The sequence below is a fragment of the Nonomuraea terrae genome (genome assembly GCF_004348995.1).
Taxonomy (GTDB): domain Bacteria; phylum Actinomycetota; class Actinomycetes; order Streptosporangiales; family Streptosporangiaceae; genus Nonomuraea; species Nonomuraea terrae.
Window position 1 is genome coordinate 1 of the sequence record NZ_SMKQ01000047.1, and the last position, 21993, is coordinate 21993.

The window sequence follows — 21993 nt, forward strand, 5'->3', positions numbered from 1 at the left end:
CGTCGAGGGCGTCCGGCTGCTGATGTCCGGGCTCGACGTCGACCGGCTGCGGCCGTGCCTGAACCGGCTCATGGACGCCCTCGACGCGGCCGTCCCGCGTGGCATGAGCAAGGGCGCGGTGTGGCGGCTGCACGACAGGGGCGAGCTGGAGCGGATCCTGTCGGGCGGCGCGCGGTACGCCGTCGAGCGCGGCCACGGCGAGCCCCGCGACCTGGAGCGCTGCGAGGACCGGGGCGCCGTCGCCGACGCCGACCCGGCCGTGATCGGCGAGCGGGCCAGGGAACGCGGGCTCGGCCAGGTCGGCAGCCTCGGCTCCGGCAACCACTTCCTGGAGGTGGAGGCGGTCGCCGAGGTGTACGACGAGGAGGCGGCGCGGGCGTACGGGCTGTGGCCGGGACGGGTGTGCGTGCTCATCCACACCGGGTCCAGGGGGCTGGGCCACCAGGTGTGCACGGACGCGGTGCGGGCGATGCGGGCGGCCATGAGCAGGTACGGCATCAGCGTCCCCGATCGGCAGCTGGCCTGCGCGCCCGTCGGCTCGCCCGAGGGGCGGGCGTACCTGAGGGCGATGGCCGCCGCGGCCAACTACGGGCGGGCCAACCGGCAGTTGCTCGGCGAGGCGGCCCGCCGCGCCTTCGACCAGGCCACCGGCGACGGCGACCTGGCCCTGCTGTACGACGTCTCGCACAATCTGGCCAAGATCGAGACCCATCGGGTGGACGGGCGCGAGCGGCGTCTGTGCGTGCACCGCAAGGGCGCCACCCCGGCGCTGCCGCCCGGCCACGAGGACCTGCCACCCGACCTGCGCCCGGTCGGGCAGCCGGTGCTGGTGCCGGGGTCGATGGGCGTCGGGTCGTACGTGCTGGCGGGTGTGCCGGGGGCGCCGGCGTTCGCGTCGGCCTGCCACGGGGCCGGGCGGCGGCTGAGCCGGCACCAGGCCGTCAAGACCACCTCGGCGGCCGCGCTGCGCAAGGAGATGGAGCGGGCCGGGATCGCGGTGCGCGGCGCCTCGGCGCGGGGGCTGACGGAGGAGACGCCGCAGGCGTACAAGGACGTGGGGGCCGTGGTGGAGGCGTGCCACCAGGCCGGGCTGGCCCGCAAGGTGGCGCGGCTCGTCCCCATCGGCGTGGTCAAGGGCTGATCAGACGTCCACGACGACGCGGGCGTGCCAGCGGCCGTTCTCCTGGCCGAAGCGGACGTCGTGCCCGGTGACGGCCTTGGGGGTGGCGCCGACCTGCTCGGCGGCCTCGGCCGGGACGGTGACCAGCCGGAGCCCGGTCCCCGCGGGGTCGGGGACCACGTCCACCGTCAGGCGGCCGTGCACCTCCAGCTGGTAGATCACCTCTTCCAGGAGGGCGGCGAGCAGCTCCTCGTCACCCTCCTCGGGGGCTGTGAAGGCGACGCTCTCACCGGAGGCCGCCGAGCCGGCATCGGCGAAGCTCTCCACCAGCGCCTTGACGACCTCGGCCAGGCACTCCTCTCGGCTGTCGGCCCACGCCTCCAGCGCGATGTCGGCGGTGTGCGGGATCGTACGGTGGCCTCTGCTCATGGAGCCACTTCACCAGCGACCGGCGCCGCGCGGGAAGCCCTCGGCCGTCAAGACACCCCAAAGCCGCCGCACGGTCACTCCTCGGGCCGGGCGGCGAGGAAGACGAACTCCCGGCCAGGCCGGTCGGGGGCGTCGCGGACCTCCCGCAGGACGTAGCCGTGCGCCGCCAGGTCCGCCTCGACCTCGTCCCGCTCGCGGAAGCGCAGCGTGGACTCCGACGTCAGCACCTGGCCGTCGGAGGCGAACACCCACGTGCCGCGGAAGGTCACCAGCGGAAGGCGGGCGTCGAGCAGGTCGGTCCAGGTCTCCACCCGGCCGACGCCCGGGAGGTCCCTGACCTGGTAGGTGCTCTCCCTGTTCCACTCCAGCCAGGCGCGGCGGGCCGGGTCTCGGGTCTCGAACACCAGGTGTCCCCCGGGCCGCAGCGCGTCGCGGACGCCGCTCAGCGTGGCCCGCCAGTCGTCCGGCTCCACGACGGCCTGGGCGACGTTCGCGGTCATGGTGGCGAGGTCGGCCTCCATCGGCGGCACGGCTCGGGCGTCTCCGTGGATCCAGCGCACCCGCTCGGCCCCGGGCTTGGCGCGGGCGACGTCGAGCGAGGCCGCGGCCGGGTCGACCCCGGTCACCTCGATGCCGCGCCCGGCCAGCAGGAGCGCGAACGTGCCCGTGCCGCAGCCGACGTCCAGCACGCGGCGCGCGCCCAGCTCCTCGGCGATGGCCGCGTACACGTCCAGGTCGCCGCGGTCGGGGTCGAGGGGGTCGTAGACGGCCGCGAGGCGGGGGTGTTCGAAGATCGCGTCAGCCATGAGGTCACGATACGACGCGTGTGGCCCATGCGCCCCATTGGGCGTTTTGACGTTCGTTGATAGGTTGTTGACAGGTGTGCCGGGAAGTCTGGTCGGCGGTCCCTGTTGTCGATCTCGAAAGAGGCCCCCGCCGTGCGTGCGTGCTTCCCTGCGCCGGATCTCCCCCTCGGCTTCGCCGCCCTGCCCTCGCCGTACCGGAGGGTGGGCACGTGAGCGTCACCGCATGGATCGCGGTGGCTGTCTTCCTGGCGGCGTACGCCCTGATCGCCACGGAGAAGGTCCACCGCGTCGCGGCGGCGCTCGGCGGGGCGGGGATCATGCTGCTGATCCACGCCACCGACGCGGGCGCGGCGTTCTTCAACGAGCACTCCGGCATCGACTGGAACGTCATCTTCCTGCTGCTCGGCATGATGGTCATCGTCGGCGTGCTCAAGCAGACCGGGGTGTTCGAATACCTCGCGATCTGGGCCGCCAAACGCGCCAAGGGTCATCCCTACCGGCTCATGGTGCTGCTGGTGGTCATCACGGCGTCCGCCTCGGCGCTGCTGGACAACGTCACGACCGTGCTGCTCATCGCGCCGGTGACGTTCCTGGTGTGCGAACGGCTGGCGCTGTCCGCGGCGCCGTTCCTCATCGCCGAAGCGCTCGCCTCCAACATCGGCGGCGCGGCGACGCTGGTCGGCGATCCGCCGAACATCATCATCGCCAGCCGTGCCGGGCTCAGCTTCAACGACTTTCTCATCCACATGGCGCCGATGGTCGTCATCCTGATGGTGGTGTTCATCGGGTTGTGCCGGTGGCTGTTCCGCAAGTCGTTCCGGTACGACCCCGAGCGGGCCGCGGAGGTCATGGCTCTGAACGAGCGCGAGGCCATCGCCGACCGACGGCTGCTGTGGCAGTCACTGGCCGTGCTGGCGCTGGTGATGGCGGCGTTCGTGCTGCACCCGGTGCTGCACTACGAGCCCTCCGTGGTCGCCCTGCTGGGCGCCGGGGTCCTGGTCGCGGCCACGAAGGTGACGACCCAGGACGCCATCCGCGAGGTCGAGTGGCCGACCCTGGTGTTCTTCGCCGGCCTGTTCGTCATGGTCGGCGCCCTCGTCGAGACCGGCGTCATCGGCCAGATCTCCGAGGCGGCGGCGAACGCCACCCAGGGGCAGCTCGGGCTGACCACGATGCTGCTGCTGGGCGCGTCCGGCGTCCTGTCGGCGATCGTGGACAACATCCCGTACGTCGCCACGATGAGCCCCATCGTCGCCGAGCTCGTCGAGGCCAACGGCGGCAACGACGCGGCGCAGGTGCTGTGGTGGGCGCTGGCCTTCGGCGCCGACCTGGGCGGCAACGCCACGGCCGTGGGCGCGGCGGCCAACGTCGTCGTGCTCGGCATCGCGGCCCGCAACGGCACGCCGATCAGCTTCTGGCAGTTCACCAAGTACGGCCTGGTGGTCGCCTCGGTCACGATCGCGTTGTGCGTGCCGTACCTCTGGCTGCGTTACCTGTAATCCCGACACCCGCCGATCGGGCGGGTCGAGGAGCTGGCCGAGCTGGCGCTGTTCGCGGTGCTGTTCACCGACGGCATGCGCGTCGGCTGGATGGACCTGCGCACCGCGTGGCGGCTGCCGGGCCGGGCCCTGGGCTGGGGGTTGCCGCTGACACTCGCGGTCACCGCGGCCGGCGCGCACTTCCTGCTCGGCCTCGGCTGGGTGGAGTCGCTGCTGGTCGGCGCGATCCCGGCGCCGACCGACCCGGTGTTCGCCTCGGCGCTCGTCGGCAACGAGAAGGTGCCGCCGCGGCCGCGGCAGCTGCTGAACGTCGAGTCGGGTGTCAACGACGGCCCGGCGCTGCCGTTCGTGATCGGCGAGCTGACCGCCGAGCTGTTCAAGCTGGCGGCGCTGCTGCTGTTCGGCGCGCTGATCACGCCGTCGCTGCTCGGCTCGGTGGGCTGGCAGGGCTGGGCGTTCGCGATCCTCGCCCTCGTGCTGGCCCGCCCGCCGGCGACCTGGCTGTCCTTCCTCGGCTCCGGCCTGTCGGTACGCGAACAGGCGGCGGTGGCGTGGTTCGGCCCCAAGGGGTTCGCCTCGGTCGTGTACGGGCTGATCGTGCCAGGCCTCCGGCATCGCGGCCGGGCAGCAGGTCTTCCAGATCGTCGCGGTGACGATCGTGTTGTCGATCCTGCTGCACTCCTCGACCGACATCGTGGTCGCCCGCTGGTTCGACGACGAGCGCGAGATACCGGCCTGGTACGGCCTCGCCCGCCGGCTGCGCCGCGGCGCGAAGACCTAGGAGTTCCTGGAGACCCAGACCGCCAGCTGGGTGCGGTCGCGCAGGCCGAGTTTGCGCAGGCAGCTGGAGATGTGGTTCTTGGCGGTGCCCTCGGTGATGTGCAGCCGCCGCGCGATCTCCCGGTTGGACGCGCCCGAGCCGATGAGCAGCGCGATCTCGTACTCGCGTTCCGACAGGCCGCAGGGCGGGCCCGTGCACGGCGCGGGGGCGGGCTCCTCGCGCAGGGCGCTCACCAGCCGTTCGGTGGCCGCGCGGCCCAGCACGGTCTCGCCCCGGGCGGCCCGTCTGATGGCGTCCACCAGCTCGTCCGGCGGGGTGTCCTTCAGCAGGTAGCCCCGCGCGCCCGCGCGCAGGCCGCCGAAGATGTAGTCGTCGTCGTCGAACGTCGTCAGGATCACCGGCGCGATCTCGGGGAATCCCGCGCGCAGCCGCCTGACGAGCTCCACGCCGTCCATGCCCGGCATGCGGGCGTCGACGAGGGCGACGTGGGGCGGCTCGGCGGCCGCGGCCAGCCAGGCGAGGGCGTCCTCGCCGCCGGCGGCGGTCGCGGCGATCTCGATGCCGGGCTCGATCTCCAGGAGTTTGCGCAGGCCCTCGCGCATGAGGATGTGGTCGTCCACCAGCAGGACGCGGATCACGCCCGTCACACCGGCACCGTCGCCCGCAGGGTGAACCCGGGGGCCGGGACGACGTCCAGCACACCGTCCACGGCCGCCAGGCGTTCCCGCAATCCGCGCAATCCGAACCCGCCGTCCAGCGCTCCCGGCGGCGCGCCCTCGCCGTCGTCGCGGACCGTCACCCGCACCCGTTGCGGGGCGCAGTCGAGCGCGACCTCGATGCGGCGGGCGCGCGCGTGGCGCAGGGCGTTGGTCAGGCCCTCCTGGACGACCCGGTAGCAGACCAGCTCCCTGGCCTCGTCCACCTCCGGCCAGGCGCCGGTGACGGTGAAGACGACGCCGGTGTCGGCCGAGCCGAACGACTCCGCCAGGGCGCGCAGGCCGGCGACGCCGGCGCGGCCGTCCATGCGCAGGGGTTTGAGCGCCCGGACCCAGCGGCGGGTGTCGGTGAGCGCTTCGAGGGTGAGCGCCTGGGCCTGGCACACCTCGTCCCAGGCGGCGTCGGGACGGATGACGCGGTAGCGCTGGGCGTTCTGCAGGCCCACATTGATGACGGTGAGGTAGTGGCCCACCGAGTCGTGCATGTCGCGGGCCAGCCGGGCGCGTTCCTCGGCGACGGCCAGTTCGCGGGAGCGGGCCGCGTACCGTTCCAGCTCGGCGTGGGCCTGCTCGAGCTCGGCCAGCAGGCGGCGGGTCTCCTCGGCGCGGTCGTGGGAGTCGACCATGGCGACGACGACCACGAGGATCACCAGGCAGAGCAGCAGCAGGAGCGCGCCGTCGACGGCCGCCGCGAGCACCGACCTGGCCGGGTTGAGCGCCCCGAGCGCGAAGGAGTACAGGCCCGCGAGGCCCGCGTACGCCAGGGCGCCGCGCAGCCCGAAGACCACGAGCGCGTTCCCCACGGCCAGGCTCACGATCAGCAGGCAGACGAGCCCGCCGCCCGGCATGAGCAGCAGGGTCAGCACCAGGAACGCCGCGGTCGCCGCCCGGCGCGGGAGCGGCGCTCCCGCGCGCCACGGCAGCACGTGCCACAGGACGGCCGCTACCGGCAGCGCGGCGGCACCGAGCACCAGCAGCGCCTGATGCAACGGCAGGACGCCCCCGTCGCCGAGCATCGCGAGGCCGCCCGCGAAAACCACGGCGCAGATGACGGCCGAGCCCCAGAAGAAGACGGTGAACACCATGGGCGGACGGTCGCCGGAGAACCCGATCCAGCCGCTGATGTCACGGATCGCCCCCGCCTGTCCCATATGGGGAGCATAACGATCGCCTCCGCGCGGCACAGCGTGCCGGAGGTCATGTCCACGACGATGACCCCGGTCATGTGCCCCGCGGTGGATGTCCGGCCGGACCGCGCGGAGCTACGCTCGCGGCACCCGCGGCCTCCGGGAGGACACCATGAAACGTGTTCCGTGGGCGGGCGTCGCCGTCTCCGCGCTCGCGCTCGTCGTGATGACCGCCGTCGCCTGGCGGCTCTGGGACGCGCTGCCGGACGTCGTCACGACGAGGCGGCCCACCGCCGACCGGCCCGGCGCCCACGTGCCGAAGGCCGTCATGGCGGCGGCGATGCCGGCGACCCTCGTGGGCATCGGCGTGGTCATGGCGGGCGCCACCGCGGCCGGCGAGCGCCTGCGCCCCCTGCTGCCGCCGATGCTCATGGCATCGCCGGCCGCGCAGCGGCGGGCGATGAACGTGCTGTTCGTGCTCCTGCCGCCGGTGCTCACCGCCGTCCACACCGGCGTGCTGGCGGACGCCGCCGGTCACGCGTTCCCCCTGGAGCGGACCGTGGGCGTCGCGGTCGGCCTGCTGACGACCGGGCTCGGCCTCGCCCTGCCCCGCCTGTACGAGGAGGCGCCGCGGCACGGCGGGAGGCGGGCCCGGCGGCTGGGCGGTCCGGCCATGGCAGGGATCGGCGTGGCGTGCGCCGCCGGCGTGTTCGTGCTGCCGCCGTTCCCCGTGACGATGGCCTGCGCCCTGGCGGCCGGGGTGGTGATGATCCTTTCGGTCGTGTCGTCCTTCGCGGGCACTGTCAGCCCACGATGACGCGCTCCTCGGGCAGCTCGTAGCGGCGGGTGCGCTGTTTCAGGGCGAGCGCCGAGCCGAGCGTGAGCGGCCCGATGCGGCCGATGAACATCAGCAGGCTCAGCAGCACGTGCCCGGCCAGCGTGGTGTCGGCGGTGATGCCGGTGGACATGCCGTTGGTGGCGAAGGCCGAGATCACCTCGAACATCACCTGGTCGAGGCTGTGTGGCGTGACGATCAGCATGATCCAGGTCGACACCGTGACCAGGACGATGCCGAGCAGGCTGATCGACAGCGCCTGACGCTGGGTGGCGGAGGGCAGCCGCCGGTGACCGATGTTGACGTGGCTCTCGCCGCGCAGCTCCGACCAGACGATGAACAGCAGGAACCCGAACGTGGTGACCTTGATGCCGCCCGCGGTGCCGGCGCTGCCGCCGCCGATGAACATCAGCACGTCGGTGACCAGCCACGACGACGGGTTCATCTGGGCGATGTCGAGGGTGTTGAAGCCGCCGGAACGCGGCATGACGGCGGCGAAGAAGGCTGACAGCAGCTTGCCGGAGTCGTCCAGCGGGCCCATCGTGGCGGGGTTGCGCCACTCGGTCGTCAGGAACGCGAGCGTGCCACCGGTGAGCAGCACGACGGTCAGGCCCATCGTGATCCGGGTCAGCAGCGACCAGCGCCGGGGCCGCCGCCACGCGCGCAGCAGCTCGAAGACGACGGGGAAGCCGAGACCGCCGACGACCACGGCCAGCGCGACGGTGAGGCTGATCCACGGATCGGCGACGAAGCGCATCAGGTTGTCGGGCCACAGCGCGAACCCGGCGTTGTTGAACGCCGACACCGCGTGGAAGACCCCCAGGTAGGCCGCGCGGCCGAACGGCTCGCCGTACCCGAGGAGGAAGCGGCCGGTGAGCACGACGGCCACGGCCGCCTCGCACACCAGGCTGAACAGCACCACCCGGCGCAGCACCTGGCGCAGGTCGGCGGCCACCACGGACTTGGTCTCCAGTTGCGCGGACAGGCGGGCGCGCAGCCCGAGCCGGCCGGACAGGACGACCATGGCCAGGGTGGCGAGCGTCATGATGCCGAGGCCGCCCGCCTGGATGAGCAGCGCGATGACCACCTCGCCGAACACCGACCAGTGCGCCTCGGTGTCGACCACGACCAGGCCGGTCACGCAGACGGCCGAGGTGGCGGTGAACAGGGCGGTCAGCCAGTGTGAGGAGTCGCCCGCGGTGGTCGCCATCGGGGTGGCCAGCAGCAGCGTGCCGATCAGCACGGCGGTGCCGAACCCGGTGGCGATGACCACCGCGGGATGCCCGATGCGGCCCGGCAGGGCGGGTCGATGCCGTGTCATCGGGCATCGTCACTGGTCACGGAGGCCTCCGGGTGGGGCGGGGCAGGGCCGGGGACGCCGCCGACCAGACTTCCCGGCACACCGCGCCACACCGTAGCGCAGGGCTGTTGCGACCGCCAACGACGAGGTTCCCCGAATATAGGGCTGCTCGCGGCCGGTCTGTCCCCCCTACGCTCGATCCATGACGGAGGAGGTGCTGCAGGACACCCCCGACCGAGGGGTCGTGCGGGTCGGCGACACCGTGCGCAGGCCGGTGCAGCCGTGGACGCCCGCCGTCCACGCGCTGCTCCGGCACCTGGCGGACGCCGGTTTCCGGTACGCGCCGCGCGTGCTCGGGATCGACGAGCAGGGCCGGGAGGTCCTCACGTACGTGGAGGGGGCGGCGGGCGCGGCCGGCTGGGCCCAGGTGGTCTCCGACGAGGGGCTGGCCGCCTTCGCCCGGCTGCTGCGCGACTACCATGACGCGGTCGCCGGCTTCCGCCCTCCGGGCGACCTCGCCTGGATCACCGGCCGGTGCGGGATCGGCGACGGGGAGCTGGTCTGCCACGGCGACTTCGGCCCGTGGAACGTCGTCTGGAGCGACGGCGTGCCCGCGGGGATTCTCGACTGGGACAACGCCCGGCCGGGCTCGCGCGTGTTCGACGTCGCGTACGCGCTGGAGTACACCGCGCCGTTCCGCGACGACTCCGAGTGCCTGCGCTGGCTGGGTTACCGTGAGCCGCCCGACCGCCGGCGCCGGATGGAGCTGTTCGCCGCCGCCTACGGCCTGCCCGGCGTTGCGGGCCTGGCGGGCGAGGTGGCCGCCGTGCAGCGGGACACGATCGCCCAGGTACGCCGGCTGGCCGCGCAGGGGCGCCGGCCGCAGGCCCGCTGGGTCGCCGAGGGTTACCTCGGCGAGCTGGAGCGCCGGCGGGCCTGGACGCTGGCCAACCGGCGTCTGTTCGGGTGACGTACCCGCCCGATGGGGTGGTTCCGCGACCGGCGTATTGTCTGATTGCTCCTGGGATGCCCACTCCCAGGGATACCCGGTGGTCTGCAGGTCAGGTGTACAACAAATGATCAATTGGGCCGGTTTCATCCCCGCCGCTTTTCTGGTGTCGCTCATCCCGGGGGCCAACCAGCTCCTCGGCCTGAACAACGCCGTACGGCACGGAATGACGTACGCGCTGGCCGGGATCTTCGCGCGGCTGGTCGCCTTCGTCATCATCATCGGCCTGGTCGTGGCGGGGCTCGGCGCGGTGCTGGCGACGTCGGCCGCCTGGCTGACGGCGGTCAAGTGGGTGGGCGTCGTCTACCTGGCCTGGATCGGGATCTCCTGCCTGCGGCGCGCGCGGCGGGCGCCCGCCGCCCCGGCCGCTTCCACGGCGCCGGCCAGGAAGGAGCTGCGGCCGCTGATGCTCAACGAGTTTCTCGTGGCGCTGAGCAACCCCAAGGCCCTGCTGCTCTTCGCCGCCCTGCTCCCCCAGTTCACCGGCGGGTCGCAGGCGGACGCCGGCGTCCAGATCGCCGCATTGGGGGCGGCGTACCTGGCCGTCGAGCTCGTCGTGGGCCTCGGCTACATCGCCGTCGGCAACGGCATCGGCGCCACCGGCATCCCGGCCGCGACCATGCGCAAGGTCGACCTGGGCAGCGGCGTGATCTTCCTGGGCCTGGCCGCGCTGCTCGCCGCGGACGACGTCACCGCCTCCTGACTCAAGTGCCGCTCCGGGGATTCGAACCCCGAACCTCCGCCTCCTGAAGACGGCGCCTCTGCCAGTTGGGCCAGAGCGGCTGGGTGGGCCCCGGGCTCGGGCTGGCGTGGGCCGGCCCGGGGCGAGGGCGTGGTCCGGCCGGGGGGCGCCATTCCCACCGGCCAGGCCGTGCCCGCGGCCCTTTCCTTTCAGGGCCGTCGTCCGAGTGGCAGGATTCGAACCTGCGGTGCTCCTGCTCCCAAGGCAGGCGGGCTGACCAAACTGCCCCACACTCGGTACAACAAGAAAGCCGCCCCGGATTTCTGCGGGCGGCTTTCTGCGGAATTCCGTGAAGGATTATCCGGAAAGCCTCCGGCGCAGCCCGGGAAGGGCCGGTCGCAGGTCGCTCACGTCGCGCTCCCCCTTCCCTGTCTTTCTCGCCGTTCGACGTTGTCCACGGTAAACCGATGATCCGGGCGCGTGCCACACATTTATGACGACGGATCCAGGCCCCATTTCACGCCCGCCCTGGTCTCCGGAGATTCGACGCGGAAACGGGGAAGTGCGTCCGGATAGTTGTCGCGGACGAAGTCGACGAGGAACTCGCGCACATCGCATTTGAGGTCCCACGCCGACGGCGAGTCGGCGGCGCTCATCAGCGCCCGCAGCTCCACCAGGCCGTTCGGCAGCACGTCGGTGACCTGGAGCGTCCAGTCCTTCTGGTCCCACAACGGGTTGCCCTGCAGGAACTCGTACAGGGCCTCGCGCAGTTTCCCCACCGGCACCGACCAGTCCACCCGCAGGTACACCACGGCCAGCACCCGGCTGCCGTGCCGCGTCCAGTTCTCGAACGGGTTCTGGGTGAAGTACGACACCGGCAGCACGAGCCGGCGCTCGTCCCACAGCCGCAGCACCACGTACGTGAGGGTGAGCTCCTCGATGCGCCCCCACTCCTCCTCGACGACGACCACGTCGTCCAGGCGCAGCGCGTCGCTGAAGGCGAGCTGCAGCCCGGCGAGCATGTTGCCGAGGGTCGGCTGGGCGGCGATGCCGACGACCGCGCCCGCGATGCCCGCCGAGGCCAGCAGCCCCGCTCCGAGAGCGCGCACCTGCGGGAACGAGAAGAGCATCGCGCCGAGCGCGATGACGATGATGACGGCCGCGGCGATGCGGCGCACCAGCCCGAGCTGTGTCCTGATGCGCCGCGCCCGCCGGTTGCGCTCGCCCTCGACCCGCACCAGCCGGTCGAGCACGACATCCGTCAGCGCGTACGTGGCCTGCACGATCAGCCAGGTGACGGCGCCGATCGTGCCCAGACCGAGAAAACGGTCGACGGTGGCCCCCGCCCCGAGCTCGCCCGGGGCCTCCCCGAACATCCCCGGCCGGAAGGCCACGTTCGTCGCCGCCACCGCGGCCACGGTGAACGCGGGCCACGTGCAGTGCTCCACGAGATGCCGGGCCAGCTCCCACTTGCGCCCCGCCTTGCTCAGCACCCGCCGGATCACTTCCACCAGGAGGATCGAGCCGACCACCGCGATCAGGAGAATCGGCCAGTCCGCTGGAGACTGCACGTTCATGCCCCCAATGTCTTAGAACGTCTCGTCAAAGGTCACATTGCCCTCTACTGCCACCTGGTAAGCCGAAACCCGCCGCTCGAAGAAGTTCGCCAGTTCCTGCACGTCCTGCAGCTCCATGAACGCGAACGGGTTCGCCGAGCCGTACCGCCGGGGCAGGCCGAGCCTGGCCAGCCGCTGGTCGGCGACGTACTCGAGGTACTGGCGCATCTGCGCGACGCCCATGCCCGGCATGCCGTCGCCGCACAGGTCCGCGGCGAAGGCCAGCTCAGCGGCGACGGCCTCCTCCAGCATCTCGGCGACCTGCTCGCCCAGCTGATCGTCGAACAGCTCGGGCTCCTCGGCCCTGACCGTGTCCACCACGCTGAACGCGAACTCCATGTGCATGGACTCATCCCGGAACACCCAGTTCGTCCCGGTGGCCAGCCCGCCGAGCAGCCCCCGGGAGCGGAACCAGTAGACGTACGCGAAGGCGCCGTAGAAGAACAGGCCCTCGATGCAGGCGGCGAAGCAGATGAGGTTGAGCAGGAACTGCCGGCGCTCGTCCGCGGTCTCCAGCCGCCGCAGGCCGTCGATCGAGTCGATCCACTTGAAGCAGAACTCCGCCTTGTCGCGGATCGACGGGATGTGCTCGATCGCGGCGAACGCCTTGACCCGCTCGTCCGGATCCGGCAGGTAGGTGTCGAGCAGCGTCAGGTAGAACTGCACGTGCACGGCCTCCTCGAACAGCTGCCTGCTCAGGTACAGGCGCGCCTCGGGGGCGTTGACGTGCTGGTAGAGGTTGAGCACCAGGTTGTTGGCCACGATGGAGTCGCCGGTGGCGAAGAACGCCACCAGCCGGTTGATCAAATGCCGCTCCTGCGGCGTCATCCTCGCCAGGTCGGCGAGGTCGGTGTGCAGGTCCACCTCCTCGACCGTCCACGTGTTGCGGATGGCCGCGCGGAAACGCTCGTAGAAATCGGGGTAGCGCATCGGGCGGAGCGTCAGATCCATCCCGGGGTCGAGCAACATCACAAGATCTCCTTCACTGGCACGCTTCACAGGTCTCGGGGTTCTCAAGGGAGCAGGCGATCACGTCCGCGACCGGCTGGGCCGGCGTGGGCTGGGCGACCGTCGTCTGGGAGATCCGGGTCGCCGGGCGTGAGCGCAGGTAGTACGTCGTCTTCAGGCCGCTCTTCCAGGCGTAGGCGTACATCGAGGAGAGCTTGCCGATGGTCGGGCTGGCCAGGAAGAGGTTGAGCGACTGCGCCTGGTCGACATACGGCTGCCGCGCCGCGGCCAGGTCGATGAGCGCCTTCTGCGGCAGCTCCCAGGCCGTGCGGTAGAGCAGCTTGAGGTCGTCGGGGATGCCGGGCACCGTCTGCACGGAGCCGTCGGCCCGTTTGATCGCGTCGCGCATCTCCTGCGTCCACAGCCCGCGCGCCTGCAGGTCGGCCACCAGATAGCGGTTGACCTGCAGGAACTCGCCCGACAGCGTCTCGCGCTTGAACACGTTGGACACCTGCGGCTCGATGCACTCGTAGCAGCCGGCGATGGAGGCGATCGTGGCGGTCGGCGCGATGGCGATCAACAGCGAGTTCCGCAGCCCCGTCACGGCGATCTTCTCCCGGAGCGCCTCCCAGCGCGGCGAGCTCACCCCGTAGTGGTCGGGGTGCAGCACTCCCCCTGCCGCCCTGGTCTCGTCGTACGACGGGTGCCGGCCGCGCTCGGCCGCCAGGTCCGCCGAGGTGTCGTACGCGGCGAGCGCGATCTCCTCGGCGATCCGGGTGGACAGCTCCCGCGCCCGAGGAGAGTCGAACGGCAGCCGCAGTGTGAAGAACACGTCCGCCAGGCCCATCACGCCGAGCCCCATCGGCCGCCACCGCTTGTTGGCCGCCTCCGCCTCGGGCGTCGGGTAGAAGCCGAGGTCGATGGTGCGGTCGAGGAAACGCACGGCGGTGCGGACGGTCCGGCGCAGCCGCTCCCAGTCGAGGTCGCCGCCGGCGAGGTGGGCGGCCAGGTTGACCGAGCCGAGGTTGCACACGGCCGTCTCGGCGTCGCTGGTGACCTCGAGGATCTCGGTGCAGAGGTTCGACAGGTGGATGACGTTCTCGGGGCGGGCGGTCTGGTTGGAGGTGCGGTTGGCGGCGTCCTTGAAGGTCATCCAGCCGTTGCCGGTCTGGGCGAGCGTGCGCATCATCCGGCCGTACAGGGTCCGCGCGGGGATCTGGCGGGCGAACCGGCCCTCGGCCTCGTACGCGCGGTAGGCGGCGGTGAACGCCTCGCCGTACAGGTCGGTCAGGTCGGGCACGTCCTTCGGGTCGAAGAGCGACCAGGTCTCGTCGGCCTCGACGCGGCGCATGAACTCGTCGGGCACCCAGTTGGCCAGGTTGAGGTTGTGGGTGCGGCGGGCGTCCTCGCCGGTGTTGTCGCGCAGTTCGAGGAACTCCTCGATGTCGGCGTGCCAGGTCTCCAGGTAGACGCAGGCCGCGCCCTTGCGCCGGCCGCCCTGGTTGACCGCCGCCACGGACGAGTCGAGCGTGCGCAGCCAGGGGACGATGCCGTTGGACAGGCCGTTCGTGCCCCGGATCAGGGAGCCGCGCGAGCGCACCCGGGTCCAGGAGACGCCGATGCCGCCGGCGTACTTGGACAGGCGGGCGACCTGGCCGTACCGGTCGTAGATGGCCTCCAGCTCGTCGCGCGGCGAGTCGAGCAGGAAGCAGGACGACAGCTGCGGGCGGCGCGCCCCCGAGTTGAACAGCGTCGGCGAGCTGGGCAGGTACGACAGCGTCGACATCAGCGCGTACAGCTCGGCGGCCTCGGCGACCGTCTCCGACAGCCCGCAGGCCACCCGCAGGAAGAAGTGCTGCGGCCGCTCCAGCACCCGCCGGGTCTCAGGATGGCGCAGCAGGTAGCGGTCGTAGACGGTACGGAGCCCGAAGTACTCGAACCGGTCGTCCGCCTCCCGCGAGATCAGCCCGTCCAGCTCGGCCGCGTGCGCGGCCACGAACTCCGCCAGTCCGTCCTGGATCAGCCCGGCCGCGTGGGTGGCGGCGATCGACTCGGAGAACGACCGCACGCCGTGCGCCGCGGTCTCCTCGGCGATCTCCTCGGCCAGCAGCCGGGCGGCGAGCCGGGAGTTGGCCGGGTCGGCGATCACCCCGGCGGCGGCCTCCTCGATGGCCAGGCGGCGGTCAACCCCAACGATCTGAGTCACGTGCTCTTTCTCCTCGCGAAGTCATCCCCGTGAGGGCACGCCAGAGCACCGCGACACCGGAGCACCCGGCCGCGTCACGCCCTCAGCCCACCCTCGAGGCCCTGAACATTGCCCCGGGCACGCGGCCCGGAGTCGCCGGCAGGTCTTCGGGCTCGCGGGCGTGCTCGATGGCGCCTACTGGCCGTCGCTTCCCGGATCCGCTCCAGTGCACATGACGGCGGTCGTTCCCGCTCACCGCTGCGGGGCAGCCCCGGAATCACACCGGGTTCCCTTTTGCTCCGCCTCAGGGGGAGGCGAACCAGCGACGACGAGGATCCTACATCTAGTGGCCGTTCCCGCAACTACCCCAGCATGTTGTGGCTCGGGTGGAGTTGATCAGCCCCAGACCGTGCAGCACGGCCCGCGTCCGGGCGACCTCGGACCCGAGCCAGCGCTCGAAGTCGTCGCCGACGAGCGGCAGCGACAGCCAGCCGGCCGCCCGGCAGGCGGCCTCCCACCCGGGCGCGCCCAGCACGTCGTCGCACATGCGCAGCGCCCACTCGCGGCTCTCCTCACCCATGCCGTCGGGCCCGAACGCGGCCACCCAGTTGGTGAAGTCGACCCGTACGCCCGACTCCAGCAGGGTCGGCGCGTCGAGGCCGGGCAGCCGCTGGGCGGACGACACGGCCAGCGCCCGCACCCGGCCCCTGCCGATGTTGAACCGCCACTCCGACAACGGCCCGGCGGCGGCCACGGCCTTGCCCGCCAGCAGCGCGGTGGCGGCCTCGTTGCCGCTGGGGTAACCGGTGTAGTCGACCTGGCGGGTGTCGGCGCCGAGGCCCTCGGCGATCAGGCCGAAGAGCAGGTGGTCGGGCTCGCCCTGCGGCCCGCCGGTCACCGGCGTCTGGGCGGGCCGGGCGAGCAGCTGCGCGCCGAAGTCGCCGAAGTCCTTCAGATGGGAGGCGGCGGGCACGACGACGACCTCGACCTCGCCGCTGAGCCTGGCCAGCGGGGTGGTGACGCCGGCCACGCCCTGGCCGTCGTTGAGCTCGGCGGCCGACAGCGCGGGCAGGCCGACCACGGTGATCGGGGTGCCGGCGCCGGTCTGGAACCCGGCCGAGCGGGCCACGCCACCGAACGTCCGCGCGACACGCGCCCACTGCTGCCCGCCGGGGTTGACCGAGAACCGCGTACGCAGGACCTCCGCGCCGCCGGAGACGCGCTCCGCGCCGCATCCGGCCGCGGCCGCGATCGCGCCGAGCCCCCAGGCGATGAACCGCCTGCGGGGCATGCGCGCCTGTCCCGAACCCTCCATTACCCATGGTTATTAACCCATTACACATGGCTGTACACGCGGCTCATGGTCAACACTCAGAATCGCTATTCTTGGCGATTTTTCGTGATATTCGGGTTTACTTGGCTTTCTTCCCGACGCCGGCCATGAGCGAGGACGGCAGCGACCAGTCGCCGACCAGTTTGGGCCGGTCCGGGCGCCAGTCGGTGGCCTGGACGAGCCCCGGCGGCTCCAGCGGGAAGTCGCCGAAGAACGCGCGGATCTCGGCCGGCGTCCGGTCGGCCCCGCGCCCCCCGGAGGCCCGGGGCCGCTCGCGCTCCTGCGGGCGCGCCGCAGTCGTGGCCCGCGTCGTGGCCCGCGTCGTGACCCGCGCCGTGGCCCGCGTCGTCGCATGGGAGATCACCAGGAACCCGCCCGGCGCCATCCGCTCCCGCAGCACCGCCACCGCCCCCAGCGGGTCGGCGGAGTCGGGCAGGAAGTGCAGGATCGACACCAGCAGCACGCCGACCGGCTCGTCCAGGTCGAGGAACTCCCCGGCCCTGGCCAGCACGTCCTCGGGATCGAGCAGGTCGGCCTGGACGAACCTGGCCAGGCCGGTCCGGCCAGGCCCCGGCCGGAGCAGGCTCTGCGCGTGCTCGGCGACCACCGGATCGTTGTCGACGTAGACCACCCGGGCCTCGGGCACGACCTCGTGCGCGCTGCCCTGGGTCGGCAGCCCGCTGCCGAGGTCGAGGAACTGCCGGACTCCGGCGCGGGCCACGTAGCGTACGGCACGCTGAAGGAAGGCCCGGTTCGCGCGGGCCAGCGGGACCGCCTCCGGGATCAGCTCGGCGAGCTGATCGATGGCCTGGCGATCGACCGCGTAGTTGTCCTTCCCGCCGAGCATGTAGTCGTACATGCGGGCGGGATGAGGCCGCTGCTGATCGAACTGCTGCCGCACATATCGAATTTATGTCGTCAGCAGCGGAATAACACTACCCTGGGATGATTGTTGCTGAAATAGAGTTAATTACTCAACTGTAACGCTCTTGGCTAGATTGCGCGGCTTGTCCACGTCGCGGCCCAGCGCCACCGCAGCGTAGTACGCGAAGAGCTGCAGCGGGATCGCCAGCAGGATCGGGTCGAGCTCGATCTCGTTCCTCGGGATCACGATCACGTCGTCGGCCAGCTTGGCGGAGGGCTCGCGGTGACCCACCATGAGCACCCGGCCGCCCCGGGCGCGGATCTCGCCGAGCGTCGTGAGGTTCTTGTCGAGCAGCTCGTCATCGGGGACGATGGCGACCGTCGGCATGTCCGGGCCGATCAGCGCGAGCGGGCCGTGCTTGAGCTCGCTCGCCGGGTACGCCTCGGCGTGGACGTACGAGATCTCCTTGAGCTTCTGCGCGCCCTCGCGGGCGACCGGGTAGCCGCGCACGCGGCCGACGAACATCATGCTCGGGTGACCGGCGTACTTCTTGGCCAGTTCGGCGATCTTGTCGCTCTGGGCGAGGATCTCCCCGATCTGCCCGGGCAGCCGGCGCAGGCCCTCCACGATGCGCCGCCCGTCGGCGGGCGAGAGGTCACGCACCCGTCCGAGGTGCAGCGCGAGCAGCGCGAACGCCACCGCCGTCGAGGTGAACGCCTTGGTCGAGGCCACCGAGACCTCGGGGCCGGCGTGCAGGTAGATGCCGCCGTCGACCTCGCGGGCGATGGCGCTGCCGACCGCGTTGACGATGCCGATGACCCGGCCGCCCTTGCGCTTGAGCTCCTGCACGGCGGCGAGCGTGTCGTAGGTCTCCCCCGACTGGCTGATGGCGACGTAGAGCGTGTCGGGGTCGACGACCGGGTTGCGGTAGCGGAACTCGCTGGCCGGCTCGGCGTCGGACGGGATGCGCGCCAGCTCCTCGATGAGCTGCGCCCCGATCTGCCCCGAGTAGTACGCCGACCCGCAGCCGATGATCTTCACCCGGCGGAACGAGCGGGTCTCGCGGGCGTCCATGTTGAGCCCGCCGAGGTGGGCGACGTGGAAACGCTCGTCGAGCCGGCCGCTCATGGTGCGGGTGACCGTCTCGGGCTGCTCGGAGATCTCCTTGAGCAGGTAGTGCTCGTAGCCGCCGGTGTCGTAGTGGCCGGCGTCCCAGTCGACGGTCAGCGGCTCCTTGGCCGTCTCGCGGGCGTCGCTGGCGAAGGTGTGGAAGCCGTCGGCCTTGAGCACGGCCAGCTCGCCGTCCTCCAGGTGCACGACCTGGCGGGTGTAGCGGACGAGCGCGGCCACGTCGGAGGCGGCGAACATCTCCTTCTCGCCGATGCCGACCACGATCGGGCTGCCGTTGCGCGCCACGACCACCTCGCCGGGCCGCTCGGAGTCGATGACGGCGATGCCGTACGTGCCCACGACGCTCTTGAGGGTCTTCCTGACCGCCTCCTCCAGCGTGTCGTTCTCGTCGGCCGCGTGGGCGATCAGGTGGGCGAGCACCTCGGTGTCGGTCTCGGAGGCGAACACCACGCCGTCGGCCTCCAGCTTGGCGCGCAGCTCGGCGGCGTTCTCGATGATGCCGTTGTGCACCACCGCGATGCGCTCGTCGGCGGACAGGTGGGGGTGGGCGTTGACGTCACTCGGGACGCCGTGCGTGGCCCATCGGGTGTGGCCGATGCCGAGGTTGCCCTTGAACCGGGCCGGGACCACCTTGGCCAGGTCGGCCACCCTGCCCTTGACCTTGCGTACCTTCAGGCCCTTGTTGGACACCACGACACCGGCCGAGTCGTAGCCCCGGTATTCGAGCCGCTGCAGTCCCTCCAGCAGGATGGGCGCGGCGTCCTTGGGGCCGACATAGGCCACGATTCCGCACATCGAGGTCTCCTCTATCCGTAGATGATCCGGCGTAGTTGTCTGAGCGACAGCTTTGGGGCGGCCACCCGGCGAGCGCCTAATGCGGCGGCGATCCTCGGGAAGATCTCGTCGTTGGTGAAGCCGTGCCGCTTCAACTCCCCGTGACGGCGGCGGACGAACTCTTCGGTGGTCTCGGAGAAGTACGCCAGCACGTCTGCCACCACACGGGCCGCCTCCCCCTGGCCGAGCGGCGTCGTGCTCGTGAGGTGGTCGATGAGATCTTCGTACGGATGCCGGGCCGCTGACACAGACGAGGACCCTACGGCTCTGGAATGAGACACAGCAACATTCTGCCCGAAATCGGGCAGGATTAACGCTGAACGACGCCTGGTGGGGTTGCGAACGTCACTCTGCTACATACCCCTACAAACCAGGGCAAAGCACCCAAGCAGCTCCGAGTCACATCTGTAACATCCGCCCCGTCTGACACATCCCTTTCCGGGGAACGGTTACGGAGCGTAGTCATATCGTGACGTTCCTGGGGGAGATGTTCATGCAGCTCTGGCTCGCCGCCGTCCTGGCGGCCGGCGTACTCACCGCACCCGCCGACGTCGAACGGCGGGACTCCGGCGCGCGGTCCCCCGCGGGCGCCGCGCGCGCCGAAGGGCGGCAGGCCGACTTCGCCGCCGCGGCCCGCGAGTACGGGGTGCCGGAGAGCGTGCTGCTCGGCGTCGCGTACCTGGAGTCGCGGTGGGACGCCAACGGCGGGCGGCCGAGCACGGCGGGCGGCTACGGCCCGATGCACCTGGTGGACGCGTTCCCCGCCGAGGCGACTGACGGGATCGGCGACGCCCTCGGCGACCCGCGCGGCGACGAGGCCCGCCCGATGGCGATCACACCCGGCGGCCCGCCGGCCTCCTCCGCGCTGCGCACCGCGACGCCGGCGCACCGCACGACGCTGCCCGAGGCCGGCCGGCTGATCGGCGTGGCGCCCACCCGCCTGCGCGAGGACCCGTCCGCGAACATCCGCGCCGGCGCCGCCCTGCTCGCCTCCTACCAGCGGCGCCCCAGCTCCGACCCGTCCGACTGGTACGACGCCGTGGCGAAGTACGCGGGCACCGACGACCCGGACGCCTCCCGGGCCTTCGCCGACGAGGTCTTCTCCGTCATGCGGGAGGGGGTGGAGCGCCGTACCGACGACGGCCACCTCGTCCGGCTCGACCCCGTGCCGGACCTGCCCGGCGGTGAATCCGCCGAGGAGGACTGGTGGGCCGGGGAGGAGAACACCGACCTCGGCTGGGCGCCCGGCGCCGACGCACCGCGGTCGGCCGCGGGGACCAAGGCGGCGGGCGGCAGGGCGGAGTGCCCATCGTCGCTGCACTGCGAGTGGATGCCGGCCGCGTACAAGCGGTGGGGCAAGAAGGGCGATCGTGACTACGGCAACCACGACCGCCTGACCCGCGAGCGCAGGATCGACTACATCGTCATCCACGACACCGAGGGCACCTACCAGGGCATCCCGTCGATGGTGCGCAACCCGAAGTACGTGAGCTGGCACTACACGATCCGCTCCCGTGACGGACATGTCGCCCAGCACGTGCCGACGAAGGACATCGCCTGGCACGCGGGCAACTGGGACGTCAACACCCGCTCGATCGGCATCGAGCACGAGGGCTATCTGGCCAAGGGCGGCGCCTGGTACACCGAGGCGATGTACCGGTCGTCGGCCAGGCTGGTGAAGTACCTGGCCGCCAAGCACGACATCCCGCTCGACCGGGCCCACATCCTCGGCCACGACAACGTGCCCGGCACGACGCCGGGCACCGTCGCCGGCATGCACGAGGACCCGGGGCCGTACTGGGACTGGGCTCACTACTTCGACCTCATGGACAAGCCGTTCCGGGCGGCCAGGGGCGGCGACTCCGTCCTCATCCGGCCGTCGTACAACTCCCACCGGCCGCGTTTCACCGGCTGCGTGAGCGGCGACGCGTCGAAGCGCTGCCCCCCGCACGGGGCCTCCACGGTCTGGCTGCACAAGTCGCCCAGCCACCGGGCTCCCCTGGTGCTCGACATCGGCAAGCGCGGGGGAAGACCCAGCACGTACAGCGTGTACGACCACAGCGCCCGCGCCTCCACCGGCCAGCGCTTCGCGGTCGCCGAGCGGCGGGGTGACTGGACGGCCATCTGGTACCTCGGCCAGAAGGCGTGGTTCCACAACCCGGCGGGCAGGCCGACCGCCGTCCCGGCCAGGGGCCCGGTGGTCACGCCGCTGTCGGCGGACGTGAAGGTGTACGGGCGCGCGTATCCGGAGCGATCGGCGTACACCAGCGCCGCCTACCAGCGGCTGGCGCCGCTGAAGTACCGGATCGCGCCCGGGCAGCGGTACACCGTGGGCGACACCGTCACCGGCTCCTACTACGCCGCGAACGCCTTCAACCCCGCCCGACACGTCACCACCACGGGCACCACCCGCTACCACCAGATCCAGCTGGGCCACCGGGTGATGTTCGTCATGGCGAAGGATGTGCGATTGATCCGCTGAATTTGGCCGCCGCCGGACGCTCCGTGCGCACGGGCACTCCCGGGAGACGATATGGTTTTCCCGTGGCCCGGCGCGCGAGCGGCCGAGGCGTCACGCGGAAGTGGCTCAGGGGTAGAGCATCACCTTGCCAAGGTGAGGGTCGCGGGTTCGAATCCCGTCTTCCGCTCGGAGCACGACTCCTGGTGGAGTGGCCGAGAGGCGAGGCAGCGGCCTGCAAAGCCGTCTACACGGGTTCAAATCCCGTCTCCACCTCGGCGACCATCGGACCCTCCGGGATCCGGTAAAGTAACAACAG

General features: G+C 71.6%; 19 protein-coding genes, 4 tRNA genes, 1 pseudogene and 1 riboswitch. Of the genes and pseudogenes, 10 read left to right on the forward strand and 14 right to left on the reverse strand.

Translation table 11 applies throughout. From position 1 onward, the window contains the following. Nucleotides 1-1141, forward strand: a 1141-nt coding sequence (locus tag E1286_RS17645; protein WP_132613831.1) for an RtcB family protein, incomplete at its 5' end; no start/stop codon positions are given. Here E1286_RS17645 and E1286_RS17650 read toward each other — a convergent pair. Continuing rightward, nucleotides 1142-1549, reverse strand: a complete 408-nt coding sequence (locus tag E1286_RS17650) for an archease (RefSeq protein WP_132613833.1) — start codon at nucleotides 1547-1549, stop codon at nucleotides 1142-1144. A gap of 74 nt (nucleotides 1550-1623) precedes the next feature. Then, nucleotides 1624-2355, reverse strand: coding sequence for a class I SAM-dependent methyltransferase (locus E1286_RS17655; protein ID WP_132613835.1), 732 nt, complete (start codon nucleotides 2353-2355; stop codon nucleotides 1624-1626). A gap of 209 nt (nucleotides 2356-2564) precedes the next feature. Between E1286_RS17655 and E1286_RS17660 the strand changes: the two genes are divergently transcribed. The 3 genes and pseudogenes from E1286_RS17660 (at nucleotide 2565) to E1286_RS51285 (ending at nucleotide 4635) form a co-directional block, all read left to right on the forward strand. Beyond that, nucleotides 2565-3854 carry an ArsB/NhaD family transporter gene (locus E1286_RS17660; RefSeq protein WP_132613837.1) on the forward strand — a complete coding sequence of 430 codons (1290 nt, stop codon included), beginning with the start codon at nucleotides 2565-2567 and terminating at the stop codon, nucleotides 3852-3854. A 75-nt stretch (nucleotides 3855-3929) separates the two neighbouring features. Continuing rightward, nucleotides 3930-4142, forward strand: a pseudogene (locus tag E1286_RS52065) (cation:proton antiporter domain-containing protein); the annotation flags it as partial. Nucleotides 4143-4503: 361 nt separating this feature from the next. After that, entirely contained in the window at nucleotides 4504-4635 is a 132-nt protein-coding gene (locus E1286_RS51285; RefSeq protein ID WP_281282692.1) for a hypothetical protein, read from the forward strand. Here E1286_RS51285 and E1286_RS17670 read toward each other — a convergent pair. Together E1286_RS17670 and E1286_RS17675 are read right to left on the reverse strand one after the other, a co-directional pair. Further along, nucleotides 4632-5282 (reverse strand): response regulator, encoded by a 651-nt coding sequence (locus E1286_RS17670; protein ID WP_132613839.1) that lies wholly within the window; start codon nucleotides 5280-5282, stop codon nucleotides 4632-4634. The genes E1286_RS51285 and E1286_RS17670 overlap by 4 nt on opposite strands. Next, nucleotides 5279-6502, reverse strand: coding sequence for a sensor histidine kinase (locus tag E1286_RS17675; protein ID WP_132613841.1), 1224 nt, complete (start codon nucleotides 6500-6502; stop codon nucleotides 5279-5281). Before E1286_RS17675 ends, E1286_RS17670 begins: the two co-directional genes overlap by 4 nt. Before the next feature lie 148 nt (nucleotides 6503-6650). On the opposite strand from E1286_RS17675, the gene E1286_RS17680 reads away from it, so the two are divergent. Next, nucleotides 6651-7295: a hypothetical protein gene (locus E1286_RS17680; protein ID WP_132613843.1), complete on the forward strand. Its 645-nt coding sequence runs from the start codon at nucleotides 6651-6653 to the stop codon at nucleotides 7293-7295. Here the strand turns inward: E1286_RS17680 and E1286_RS17685 are convergent. Beyond that, on the reverse strand, nucleotides 7282-8634 hold the full coding sequence (locus E1286_RS17685; protein WP_132613845.1) for a TrkH family potassium uptake protein: 1353 nt from the start codon (nucleotides 8632-8634) through the stop codon (nucleotides 7282-7284). The two genes, E1286_RS17680 and E1286_RS17685, sit on opposite strands and share 14 nt — an antisense overlap. Before the next feature lie 181 nt (nucleotides 8635-8815). Between E1286_RS17685 and E1286_RS17690 the strand changes: the two genes are divergently transcribed. Together E1286_RS17690 and E1286_RS17695 are read left to right on the forward strand one after the other, a co-directional pair. After that, a complete protein-coding gene (locus E1286_RS17690) occupies nucleotides 8816-9583 on the forward strand; it encodes an aminoglycoside phosphotransferase family protein (RefSeq protein ID WP_132613847.1) in 768 nt (255 codons plus the stop codon). Between the two features lie 106 nt (nucleotides 9584-9689). Continuing rightward, nucleotides 9690-10325, forward strand: coding sequence for a LysE family translocator (locus E1286_RS17695; RefSeq protein ID WP_132613849.1), 636 nt, complete (start codon nucleotides 9690-9692; stop codon nucleotides 10323-10325). 6 nt (nucleotides 10326-10331) lie between these two features. Here E1286_RS17695 and E1286_RS17700 read toward each other — a convergent pair. From E1286_RS17700 to E1286_RS17740, 9 genes are all read right to left on the reverse strand, one after another. Further along, a tRNA-Leu gene (locus E1286_RS17700) sits at nucleotides 10332-10405 on the reverse strand. Between the two features lie 120 nt (nucleotides 10406-10525). After that, nucleotides 10526-10601 (reverse strand) — tRNA-Pro (locus tag E1286_RS17705). Nucleotides 10602-10795: 194 nt separating this feature from the next. Continuing rightward, entirely contained in the window at nucleotides 10796-11881 is a 1086-nt protein-coding gene (locus E1286_RS17710; protein WP_132613851.1) for a mechanosensitive ion channel family protein, read from the reverse strand. A 12-nt stretch (nucleotides 11882-11893) separates the two neighbouring features. After that, nucleotides 11894-12889 carry a ribonucleotide-diphosphate reductase subunit beta gene (locus E1286_RS17715; protein WP_132613853.1) on the reverse strand — a complete coding sequence of 332 codons (996 nt, stop codon included), beginning with the start codon at nucleotides 12887-12889 and terminating at the stop codon, nucleotides 11894-11896. 13 nt (nucleotides 12890-12902) lie between these two features. Beyond that, a complete protein-coding gene (locus E1286_RS17720) occupies nucleotides 12903-15074 on the reverse strand; it encodes a ribonucleoside-diphosphate reductase subunit alpha (protein ID WP_132613855.1) in 2172 nt (723 codons plus the stop codon). Between the two features lie 120 nt (nucleotides 15075-15194). Then, nucleotides 15195-15392, reverse strand: a riboswitch (cobalamin riboswitch). A gap of 4 nt (nucleotides 15393-15396) precedes the next feature. Beyond that, the gene (locus E1286_RS17725) at nucleotides 15397-16368 is read right to left on the reverse strand and encodes a tripartite tricarboxylate transporter substrate-binding protein (protein ID WP_132613858.1); all 972 of its coding nucleotides are present in this window, start codon (nucleotides 16366-16368) and stop codon (nucleotides 15397-15399) included. 97 nt (nucleotides 16369-16465) lie between these two features. Next, nucleotides 16466-17287, reverse strand: coding sequence for an SAM-dependent methyltransferase (locus E1286_RS17730; RefSeq protein ID WP_246074938.1), 822 nt, complete (start codon nucleotides 17285-17287; stop codon nucleotides 16466-16468). 69 nt (nucleotides 17288-17356) lie between these two features. After that, on the reverse strand, nucleotides 17357-19177 hold the full coding sequence (gene glmS / locus E1286_RS17735) for a glutamine--fructose-6-phosphate transaminase (isomerizing) (RefSeq protein ID WP_132613860.1): 1821 nt from the start codon (nucleotides 19175-19177) through the stop codon (nucleotides 17357-17359). Between the two features lie 11 nt (nucleotides 19178-19188). After that, nucleotides 19189-19464 carry a hypothetical protein gene (locus E1286_RS17740; RefSeq protein WP_132613862.1) on the reverse strand — a complete coding sequence of 92 codons (276 nt, stop codon included), beginning with the start codon at nucleotides 19462-19464 and terminating at the stop codon, nucleotides 19189-19191. Nucleotides 19465-19685: 221 nt separating this feature from the next. Here E1286_RS17740 and E1286_RS17745 point away from each other — a divergent pair, with 221 nt between their 5' ends. The 3 genes from E1286_RS17745 (at nucleotide 19686) to E1286_RS17755 (ending at nucleotide 21950) form a co-directional block, all read left to right on the forward strand. Continuing rightward, nucleotides 19686-21698, forward strand: a complete 2013-nt coding sequence (locus tag E1286_RS17745; RefSeq protein WP_246074939.1) for an N-acetylmuramoyl-L-alanine amidase — start codon at nucleotides 19686-19688, stop codon at nucleotides 21696-21698. 94 nt (nucleotides 21699-21792) lie between these two features. After that, a tRNA-Gly gene (locus E1286_RS17750) sits at nucleotides 21793-21864 on the forward strand. Nucleotides 21865-21879: 15 nt separating this feature from the next. Beyond that, nucleotides 21880-21950 (forward strand) — tRNA-Cys (locus E1286_RS17755). Nucleotides 21951-21993 lie beyond the last annotated feature (43 nt).

Excerpts from the sequence above, each read along its gene's own strand:
- E1286_RS17650 (WP_132613833.1), bottom strand. The coding sequence starts at position 1,549 with ATGAGCAGAGGCCACCGTACGATCCCGCACACCGCCGACATCGCGCTG.
- E1286_RS17655 (WP_132613835.1), bottom strand. The coding sequence starts at position 2,355 with ATGGCTGACGCGATCTTCGAACACCCCCGCCTCGCGGCCGTCTACGAC.
- E1286_RS17675 (WP_132613841.1), bottom strand. The coding sequence starts at position 6,502 with ATGGGACAGGCGGGGGCGATCCGTGACATCAGCGGCTGGATCGGGTTC.
- E1286_RS17680 (WP_132613843.1), top strand. The coding sequence starts at position 6,651 with ATGAAACGTGTTCCGTGGGCGGGCGTCGCCGTCTCCGCGCTCGCGCTC.
- E1286_RS17685 (WP_132613845.1), bottom strand. The coding sequence starts at position 8,634 with ATGACACGGCATCGACCCGCCCTGCCGGGCCGCATCGGGCATCCCGCG.
- E1286_RS17690 (WP_132613847.1), top strand. The coding sequence starts at position 8,816 with ATGACGGAGGAGGTGCTGCAGGACACCCCCGACCGAGGGGTCGTGCGG.
- E1286_RS17695 (WP_132613849.1), top strand. The coding sequence starts at position 9,690 with ATGATCAATTGGGCCGGTTTCATCCCCGCCGCTTTTCTGGTGTCGCTC.
- E1286_RS17710 (WP_132613851.1), bottom strand. The coding sequence starts at position 11,881 with ATGAACGTGCAGTCTCCAGCGGACTGGCCGATTCTCCTGATCGCGGTG.
- E1286_RS17715 (WP_132613853.1), bottom strand. The coding sequence starts at position 12,889 with ATGTTGCTCGACCCCGGGATGGATCTGACGCTCCGCCCGATGCGCTAC.
- E1286_RS17725 (WP_132613858.1), bottom strand. The coding sequence starts at position 16,368 with ATGGAGGGTTCGGGACAGGCGCGCATGCCCCGCAGGCGGTTCATCGCC.
- glmS (WP_132613860.1), bottom strand. The coding sequence starts at position 19,177 with ATGTGCGGAATCGTGGCCTATGTCGGCCCCAAGGACGCCGCGCCCATC.